The organism is Acidovorax sp. LjRoot194 (assembly GCF_964253015.1).
Classification (GTDB): Bacteria; Pseudomonadota; Gammaproteobacteria; order Burkholderiales; family Burkholderiaceae_C; genus Acidovorax.
Map to the genome: position 1 here is coordinate 5,270,890 of NZ_CAXUQB020000001.1, position 9,140 is coordinate 5,280,029.

The 9,140-nt window shown below is 65.7% G+C and carries 8 protein-coding genes; 1 reads left to right on the forward strand and 7 read right to left on the reverse strand.

The window, feature by feature from the left end:
• Positions 1–27: 27 nt before the first annotated feature.
• The 7 genes from ACSQ3N_RS23885 to ACSQ3N_RS23915 all read right to left on the reverse strand — a co-directional run bounded on the left by ACSQ3N_RS23885 (position 28) and on the right by ACSQ3N_RS23915 (position 8,068).
• Positions 28–1,626 (reverse strand): FAD-dependent oxidoreductase, encoded by a 1,599-nt coding sequence (locus tag ACSQ3N_RS23885; RefSeq protein WP_436147631.1) that lies wholly within the window; start codon positions 1,624–1,626, stop codon positions 28–30.
• Positions 1,627–1,826: 200 nt separating this feature from the next.
• Positions 1,827–3,557 (reverse strand): ABC transporter substrate-binding protein, encoded by a 1,731-nt coding sequence (locus ACSQ3N_RS23890; RefSeq protein ID WP_396504930.1) that lies wholly within the window; start codon positions 3,555–3,557, stop codon positions 1,827–1,829.
• Positions 3,558–3,668: 111 nt separating this feature from the next.
• The gene (locus ACSQ3N_RS23895; protein WP_056172550.1) at positions 3,669–3,977 is read right to left on the reverse strand and encodes a DUF2160 domain-containing protein; all 309 of its coding nucleotides are present in this window, start codon (positions 3,975–3,977) and stop codon (positions 3,669–3,671) included.
• 149 nt (positions 3,978–4,126) lie between these two features.
• Positions 4,127–4,939: a carbohydrate ABC transporter permease gene (locus ACSQ3N_RS23900; protein WP_436147632.1), complete on the reverse strand. Its 813-nt coding sequence runs from the start codon at positions 4,937–4,939 to the stop codon at positions 4,127–4,129.
• Entirely contained in the window at positions 4,932–5,828 is an 897-nt protein-coding gene (locus ACSQ3N_RS23905; protein WP_056172543.1) for a carbohydrate ABC transporter permease, read from the reverse strand. Before ACSQ3N_RS23905 ends, ACSQ3N_RS23900 begins: the two co-directional genes overlap by 8 nt.
• A 58-nt stretch (positions 5,829–5,886) precedes the next feature.
• Positions 5,887–6,978 carry an ABC transporter ATP-binding protein gene (locus tag ACSQ3N_RS23910; protein WP_436147633.1) on the reverse strand — a complete coding sequence of 364 codons (1,092 nt, stop codon included), beginning with the start codon at positions 6,976–6,978 and terminating at the stop codon, positions 5,887–5,889.
• Between the two features lies 1 nt (position 6,979).
• The gene (locus ACSQ3N_RS23915) at positions 6,980–8,068 is read right to left on the reverse strand and encodes an ABC transporter ATP-binding protein (protein WP_056172541.1); all 1,089 of its coding nucleotides are present in this window, start codon (positions 8,066–8,068) and stop codon (positions 6,980–6,982) included.
• A 212-nt stretch (positions 8,069–8,280) separates the two neighbouring features.
• On the opposite strand from ACSQ3N_RS23915, the gene ACSQ3N_RS23920 reads away from it, so the two are divergent.
• Positions 8,281–9,045: a DeoR/GlpR family DNA-binding transcription regulator gene (locus tag ACSQ3N_RS23920; protein ID WP_056172538.1), complete on the forward strand. Its 765-nt coding sequence runs from the start codon at positions 8,281–8,283 to the stop codon at positions 9,043–9,045.
• Positions 9,046–9,140: the final 95 nt, after the last annotated feature.

Here is a 9,140-nt window from a genome sequence, read left to right on the forward strand (position 1 = left end):
CGAAGTCAAGCGCCTTGGAACCTGTTCCTACACCGGGGCATGCAAATACTGCTCGGCCAGTGCCAGGAATGCATCAAGTTGCGGGTCTGTGCCCAGCTCTTCCTGCAGGATGACGGCCACCGCAGGGGCGCAGACGATGGCCTGGCGGGCGTCGAGAAACAGCATGCGCGAGCGGCGTGCAAGCACGTCCTCCACGGTGCAGGCGTACTCGAAGCGGGCCGCGAAGCGCACCATGGCTTCGGTAAGCCCTCCGCCCAGTGCCTTGGCAGCTCCTGGCAACAGCTGAACGGAAGGCGCCTCCCCGCCATAGGAATGCAGGCCCTGGGCGTCGCTGATGCGGTGGCGCACCGGCTCGGAGGGCGTGCCCACCAGGGGCAACCGGTTGGTGACACCCGCGGCTTTCTCCGGCAACAGCCCTACCGTGAAGCATTTTTGCAACACATCCTCGGCCATGGCGCGGTAAGTCGTCCATTTTCCGCCGGTCACGGTCACCAGGCCGCTCTTGCTGGCCAGCACCGTGTGTTCGCGGCTGATCTTCTTGGTGTTGTCGCCGTCGTCGTCCTGCGGCTTCACCAGCGGGCGCAAGCCCACCCACACGCTGCGGATGTCTTCGATCTTCGGCGCGCGGGTCAGGTAGCGGGCGGACTCCTCCAGGATGAAGCGGACTTCCTCGCGGAAAGGCAGGGGCTCGCGAACGATGTCCTGGCGCGGGCTGTCGGTGGTGCCCAGGATGAGCTTGCCCAGCCACGGCACGGCGAACAGCACGCGCCCGTCTGCGGTCTTGGGCACCATCAGGGCGTGGTCGGACGGCAGGAACTCCCGGTCCACCACGATGTGCACACCCTGGCTGGGGGCGACGATGGGCTTGACCGGCCGGCCGATGGCCTCGCCGTCCATCTGGCGCAGGGCGTCCACCCACACACCTGTGGCGTTGACCACCGCGCGCGCGCGCACCGTGAATGGCTGGCCCGACTCGGAGTCTTCGCAGACGAAGCCAGCCACCTTGCCGTCTTCGTGGATCAGCGAACGCGCCGGGCAGTAGTTGACCAGCAGGGCCCCGCGGCTGGCGGCCGTGCGCGCCAGCGCCAGCGCGAGCCGGGCGTCGTCGAACTGCCCGTCCCAGTATTTCACGCCGCCCTTGAGCCCCTCGGTGCGGGCGGTCGGAAGGCACGCCAGCGTGCGGTCGCGCCCCAGGAACTGCGTGGCGCCCAGGCCCGCCTTGCCGGCCAGGGCGTCGTACATCATGAGGCCGATGCCATAGAACGGCGTCTCCCAGAAACGGTAGGACGGCATCACGAACGGCAGCGGCTGCGCCAGGTGCGGCGCATTGTTCAAGAGCGTGGTGCGCTCGTGCAGGGCCTCGCGCACCAGGGCGATGTTGCCCTGCGCCAGGTAGCGGACGCCGCCGTGCACCAGCTTGGTCGCGCGCGACGACGTGCCTTTGGCAAAGTCGTGCGAGTCCACCAGGACCACGCTGAAACCCCGCGCTGCCGCATCCAGCGCCACCCCCAGGCCCGTCGCCCCCCCGCCGATCACGGCCAGGTCATATTGATGGGGCTGGGCGAGGCGCGCCAGAAGATCGGCACGCCGGGTAGCAAGGGGAGCGGAAGCAGAAGCGGTGGTCATAGGGCGATTGTCCATGGGTGGGACAAAATTTAAGGGTTAACCCTTAAATTCTTGACGTATCGGGGAGAGATTCACAGCACACCGCGAGGGCGGCCGGAATGCTCCCGCGCCAGTAAAAAGGGCAGCCGGGGGCCTTGTGGGCTCCGGCTGCCGGTGAAGACCGCCGCACTGCAGCGCAGTGCGGCGGCAGGAGAGCCGGATCAGCGGGCCTTGCCGTCCTTCCAGGCCTGCAGCAGCTTGTCGTAGGCGATGGTTTCGCCCTTGGGCTTTTCGTTCGCCAGCTTCTTCCAGGGGGCCTGCTTGTCGCTCAGCCACTTGTTGGGGTCACCCTTGGGGTTGAGCTTGGGCGCGCAATGGGCCATGCCCGCGCGCTCCAGGCGTGCCATCACCTGGTCCATCTCGTCGGCCAACGTGTCCATGGCGCCCTGGGGCGTCTTTTCACCCGTGACGGCCTGGGCCACGTTCTTCCACCACAGCTGGGCCAGCTTGGGGTAGTCGGGCACGTTGGTGCCGGTGGGCGACCATGCCACGCGGGCGGGGCTGCGGTAGAACTCCACCAGGCCACCCAGCTTGGGGGCGGCGTCGGTCATGGCCTTGGACTGGATGTCGGACTCGCGGATCGGGGTCAGGCCCACCAGGGTCTTCTTGAGCGAGGTGGTCTTGGCCGTCACGAACTGGGCGTACAGCCAGGCCGCCGCCGTCTTGTTGGCGTCATGGCCATTGAAGAACGACCACGAACCCACGTCCTGGTAGCCGTTTTGCATGCCCTGCTTCCAGTACGGGCCGTTCGGGCCTGGGGCCATGCGCCACTTGGGCGTGCCGTCGGCGTTCACCACGGGCAGGCCGGGCTTGACCATGTCGGCCGTGAAGGCGGTGTACCAGAAGATCTGCTGCGCGATCTGGCCCTGGGCGGGCACGGGGCCGGCTTCGCCGAAGGTCATGCCCGTGGCTTCCTTGGGCGCGTACTTCTTCATCCAGTCCACGTACTTGGTCAGCGCGTAGACGGCGGCGGGCGAGTTGGTCGCGCCGCCGCGGGCCACCGAGGCGCCCACCGGCGTGCACTTGTCGTCGGCCACGCGGATGCCCCACTCGTCGATCGGCAGGCCGTTGGGCGCGCCGATGTCGGCCGTGCCGGCCATGGACAGCCAGGCATCCGTGAAGCGCCAGCCGAGGGACGGGTCCTTCTTGCCGTAGTCCATGTGGCCGTAGATGGCCTTGCCGTCGATGTTCTTCACGTCGTTGGTGAAGAACTCGGCGATGTCCTCATACGCGCTCCAGTTGAGCGGCACGCCCAGGTCGTAGCCGTACTTGGCCTTGAACTTGTCCTTGATGTCCTTGCGGTCGAACAGGTCGGCGCGGAACCAGTACAGGTTGGCGAACTGCTGGTCGGGCAACTGGTAGAGCTTGCCGTCGGGCGCCGTGGTGAACTTGGTGCCGATGAAGTCCTTGAGATCCAGGCCCGGGTTGGTCCATTCCTTGCCCGTACCGGCCATGTAGTCGGTCAGGTTCATCATCTTGCCGTAGCGGTAGTGGGTACCGATCAGGTCCGAGTCGGAGATCCAGCCGTCATAGATCGACTTGCCGGACTGCATCGAGGTCTGCAGCTTCTCGACCACGTCGCCTTCCTGGATCAGGTCGTGCTTGACCTTGATGCCGGTGATTTCCTCGAACGCCTTGGCCAGCGTCTTGGATTCGTACTCGTGGGTGGTGATGGTCTCGGACACCACCGAGATTTCCTTCACGCCCTTGGCCTGCAGCTTCTTGGCGGCTTCGATGAACCACTTCATCTCGGCCATCTGCTGGTCTTTGCTCAGCGTGGATGGCTGGAACTCGCTGTCGATCCACTTTTTGGCTTCCGCCTCACCCGCCAGGGCGGACTGCCCCGTCATGACCGCCACTGCCAGTGCCAGCGCTGTGTACCGCGTCTTCATAGTGCCTGTCTCCTCATAGTCATCTCCCCTTTGGATGCAAGGGTTGCGCAGCTCCGGGGAAGGGTTGAGCCGCGCAACGGGAATCTACGGATGGGTGGCTGTGTCGGCGGCTCAGCCCTTGCGCAGGATCAACGCCAGCAGCGCCATCGACAGCACGAAGCTGATCCACACCGACGGCTCGGCCGACAGGCTGAACCACTGGACAAGCTTGCCGCTGATGCCGACAAAGATCAGGTTCACGTACGCCGCCGACAGCAGCCCGATGAAGAGCCGGTCGCCGCGCGTGGTTTCCAGGGGCAAAAAGCCCTTGCGCATCGACGTGGGCGACTTGAGCTCCCACACCGTCATGCCCACCAGCATCAGCACGATGCATGTAAAGAACACTGCCACGGGCAGGGTCCAGGCCATCCAGTCAAACATGGGTACCCCCCTGTGCGCCTGCGGGGCTTCCCCCCAGGGGGAGGCAGCGGGTGGCCGGGCGAAGCCCGTTCCACCGCTGCCGCTTGCCTGGGGTGCGTTGCACACTCTGCGGCGAATTGGTGTAGTTCATGGTTCTGCTCCCTCTCTCGTCAAACGCGGCCCATCGCGAAGCCCTTGGCGATGTAGTGGCGCACGAACCAGATCACGATGGCGCCGGGCACGATGGTCAGCACGCCGGCGGCGGCGAGCGTCGCCCAGTCCATGCCGCTGGCGCTCACGGTGCGCGTCATGGTGGCCACGATGGGCTTGGCGTTCACGCTGGTCAGCGTGCGGGCCAGCAGCAGCTCCACCCAGCTGAACATGAAGCAGAAGAACGCCGCCACGCCCACGCCGGCCTTGATCAGCGGCAGAAAGACGGTCATGAAGAAGCGCGGAAAGCTGTAGCCGTCGATGTACGCCGTCTCGTCGATCTCGCGCGGGATGCCGCTCATGAAGCCCTCCAGAATCCACACCGCCAGCGGCACGTTGAACAACAGGTGCGCCAGGGCCACGGCCAGGTGCGTGTCCATGAGCCCCACCGTGGTGTACAGCTGAAAGAACGGCAGCAAAAACACCGCGGGCGGCGTCATGCGGTTGGTCAGCAGCCAGAAGAACACATGCTTGTCGCCCAGGAACTGGTAACGGCTGAACGCATAGGCTGCGGGCAGCGCCACGGTGAGCGAGATCACCGTGTTGATGGCCACGTAGATCAGGCTGTTGATGTAGCCCGAGTACCAGGACTCGTCGGTGAAGATGGTCTTGTAGTTGTCCCACGTGAAGTGCTGCGGGAAGAACGAAAACGTCGAGAGGATCTCCGCGTTCGTTTTGAAGCTCATGTTGACCATCCAGTAGATGGGCAGCACTGCAAATGCCAAGTACAGGATCAGAAAGACCGACCGCTTCTGAAAGCGCTTTTCATTCATGGCCGGCCCCTTCGTTGCTGGCGGTGCCCACGCGCTGCATCCAGTTGTAGAGGATGAAGCACAGCAGCAGGATGATGAAGAAATAGATCAGCGAGAACGCTGCCGCAGGGCCCAGGTCGAATTGGCCGACCGCCTTGGTGGTGAGGTACTGCGACAGGAACGTGGTCGCATTGCCCGGCCCGCCGCCCGTCAGCACGAAGGGCTCGGTGTAGATCATGAAGCTGTCCATGAAGCGCAGCAGCACCGCGATCATGAGCACGCCCCGCATCTTGGGCAGCTGGATGTAGCGGAACACCGCGAACTTGCTGGCGCCGTCGATGCGCGCTGCCTGGTAGTACGCATCCGGTATGGAGCGCAGCCCGGCAAAGGCCAGCAGCGCCACCAGCGGCGTCCAGTGCCACACGTCCATCAGCAGCACGGTGAGCCAGGCGTGGGTGGCGTTGCCGGTGTAGCTGTACTCGATGCCCGCCTGTTGCAGCAGGCGACCCATGAGCCCGATGTCGGCACGGCCATAGATCTGCCAGATGGTGCCCACCACGTTCCAGGGGATCAGCAGCGACAGCGCCACCACCACCAGCACGGCGGACGACTTCCAGCCCTGCGCGGGCATGGACAGCGCGAGCATGATGCCGAGCGGAATCTCCACTGCCAACACCGCCAGCGAGAACGTGATCTGGCGCCACAGCGCGGCATGCAGCTCTTCGTCGCGCATCACCTGCACGAACCACTCGGTGCCCACGAAAACGCGGCGCTCGGGCGAGATGATGTCCTGCACCGAGTAGTTCACCACCGTCATCAGCGGCAGAATGGCCGAGAAGGCCACGCACAAAATCACCGGCAGGATCAGGAACCAGGCCTTCTGGTTCACGGGTTTGGTGGTGGTACTCATTGGAAACCTCCGTGCTGCGCACTGCGGTGCTGAGCGCCTTCGGGCGGCCGGGCGGCGCTCATAGGGAGACCTCCGCGGTCAGCAGCTGTTCGTTCTGATAGAAGCAAGTGTGTGCACCCAGCACCTGCAGCCACACCGCGTCGCCGGCCGATGGCAACCGGGCCTCTGGTGCGAAGCGAGCCTTGAGCGTGTGCTCGCCCACCTTGGCGGTCAGCATCAGGTAGGTGCCGATGTCCTGCACCTGCACCACGGTGCAGGGCAGCGCGCCGGCCTGCTGCGGCTGGGCCAGTGCCAGGTACTCGGGCCGTATGCCGACCTGCAAGGCGCCTTCGGGCAGCGCGCGGCCCGCGGCGCCCGCTAGGGCGTGCCCGGCCACCGACAGGTTCGCGCCGTCGCTGTGCGCGGGCAGAAAGTTCATGCCCGGAGAGCCGATGAAGTGCCCCACGAACACGTGCGCAGGCCGCTCGAACAGCGCATCGGCCGATCCCACCTGCACCGCCTTGCCGCGCGTCATCACCACCACCTGGTCGGCAAAAGTGAGCGCCTCGACCTGGTCGTGCGTCACATAGATCAGCGTGAGCTTGAGCTCGTGGTGAATCTGCTTGAGCTTGCGCCGCAACTGCCATTTGAGGTGCGGGTCGATCACCGTGAGCGGCTCGTCGAACAGCACGGCCGCCACGTCCGAGCGCACCAGGCCACGGCCCAGCGAGATCTTCTGCTTGGCATCGGCCGCGAGGCCCGCTGCGCGCTGGTTGAGCTGGCCGCTCATCTCCAGCATCTCGGCGATGGCGCCCACGCGCTGCTTGATCTGCGCCTCGGGCACCTTGCGGTTGCGCAGCGGAAAAGCCAGGTTCTCAGCCACCGTCATGGTGTCGTAGATCACGGGGAACTGGAACACCTGGGCGATGTTGCGCTCCTGGGGGCTCGCGCGGGTCACGTCGCGGCCGTCGAACAGCACCTTGCCATGCGAGGGTACGAGCAGGCCCGACATGATGTTGAGCATGGTGGTCTTGCCGCAGCCCGAGGGGCCCAGCAGCGCGTAGGCGCCACCGTCGTCGAACTCCATCTTCAAAGGCATCAGCGCGTAGTCGCTGTCCTGCTGCGGGTTGGGCTTGTACGAATGCGCCAGGTCCAGACTGATGCGTGCCATGTCAGCGGCCTCCTTGTGCCAGGTGCCGCGCAGGCGCCCAGACCAGCCGGCCATCGGCACCGAACACATAGACCTGCGCAGGGTCCAGGTGCAGGGTGACGGCCGCGCCCAATTCAAAGTAATGCACGCCGGTGAGCTGCGCCACCAGGTCGCCCCAGGGCGTGGACACGTGCACGAAGGTGTCTGAGCCCGAGATCTCGGCCAGCTCCACCACGCCGCTCACACCCACATCGCCGGGCCGGGCCTGCACACGCAGTGCACTGGCCCGCACGCCGACCGTGAGGCCATCGGCCGCCAAGCCTTGCTGCGGCAGCGGCACGGCGAACTCGGCACCGCCCTGCAGGCGCACGCCCTGGGCCGTGGCCGATGCGGCCATGAGGTTCATCGGCGGGTCGCTGAAGGCACGGGCCACGCGCAGCGAGTTGGGCGCGTGGAACACCTCCGCCGTGGGGCCGTACTGCAGCAGCTCGCCCTCGTCCAGCACGGCGGTGTAGCCGCCCAGCAGCAGGGCCTCGCCCGGCTCGGTGGTGGCGTAGACCACGGTGGACTGGCCGGCGGCGAACAGCTGGGTCAGCTCTTCGCGCAGCTCCTCGCGCAGCTTGTAGTCCAGGTTGACCAAGGGTTCGTCCAGCAGCATCAGCGGCGCGCCCTTGGCCAGGGCCCGCGCCAGCGCCACGCGCTGCTGCTGGCCGCCCGACAGCTCGGCCGGGTAACGGTCGAGGAACATGTCGATGTGCAGGCGGGTCGCGATTTCGCGCACCCGGGCGTCGATGTTCTTTTCGCCGCGCAGCTTGAGCGGCGAGGCGATGTTGGCCGCGACCTTCATCGACGGGTAGTTGATGAACTGCTGGTAGACCATGGCGACGTTGCGCTCGCGCACCGGGGTGCCGGTCACATCCACGCCATCGACCGTCACGCGGCCGGCGGTGGGTGTATCCAGCCCCGCCATGATGCGCATCAGGCTCGTCTTGCCCGCCTGGGTGGCGCCCAGCAGCACCGTGACGGCGCCGCTGTGCAGTGCCAGGCTCATGTCATGGAGCCAGGTCTGCGGTCCTACCTTCTTGCTGATGCTGTCCAGTGCCAGCTGCATCCCGCAACCTTTCTGTTGTTGTTGCCCGAAGGGCGTTTGTTCTGTGGAAACCCTGCGCTGCTACGCTGCCGGGCACCAGCCACAGCAAACCCTCTCGGTTTCGATTGCGTTCATTTTTGTTCTTTTGTGATCGTATTGAATCAAGGTTTACCCTTAACAGGTTCCTTTTTGTTCGATTTAAAGTACCCACACACTCTGACTGCCCCAACCGCGTGAATACGAACCCCCGACAACTGCTGCTCCTCGAAGAAGTCCGCGCGCGCAAGTCCGCCACCGTGGAACAACTGGCCGACACCCTGGGCGTGACGCTGCAGACCGTGCGCCGCGACGTGCAGCGCCTGGCCGAATCGGGGCTGCTGACGCGCTTTCATGGCGGCGTGCGCGTGCCCAGCTCCACCGTCGAGAACTTGGCCCACACCCAGCGCGAAACGCTGCACGCCGAAGGCAAGGCGCGCATCGCGCGCGCCGTGGCAAGCCAGGTGCCCAACGACTGCTCGCTGATCCTGAACATCGGCACCACCACCGAAGCCATCGCCAAGGCGCTGCTGCACCACCGCGGCCTGCGCGTGATCACCAACAACCTGAACGTGGCGGCTATCCTGAGCGGCAACCCCGAGTGCGAGGTCATCGTGGCCGGCGGCGTGGTGCGCACCCGCGACCGCGGCATCGTGGGTGAGGCGGCGGTGGACTTCATCCGCCAGTTCCGGGTGGACATCGCGCTCATCGGCATCTCGGGCGTGGAGCCCGATGGCTCGCTGCGCGACTTCGACTACCGCGAGGTGAAGGTGGCCCAGACCATCATTGCCCAGTCGCGCGAGGTGTGGCTGGCGGCCGACCAGAGCAAGTTCAACCGCCCGGCCATGGTGCAACTGGCCACGCTGAACCAGATCGACCGCCTGTTCACCGACGCGCCGCCACCGGAGCCGTTTCCAGCGCTGCTGCAGGATGCCGAAGTCCTGTGCACCGTTGCGGCATGACACCCCATACGCCCTCTCTTTCAACAACACACAACCGTTCACGCTGAGCCTGTCGAAGCGCTGCGCAAGGCTTCGGCAGGCTCCGCCCGAACGGT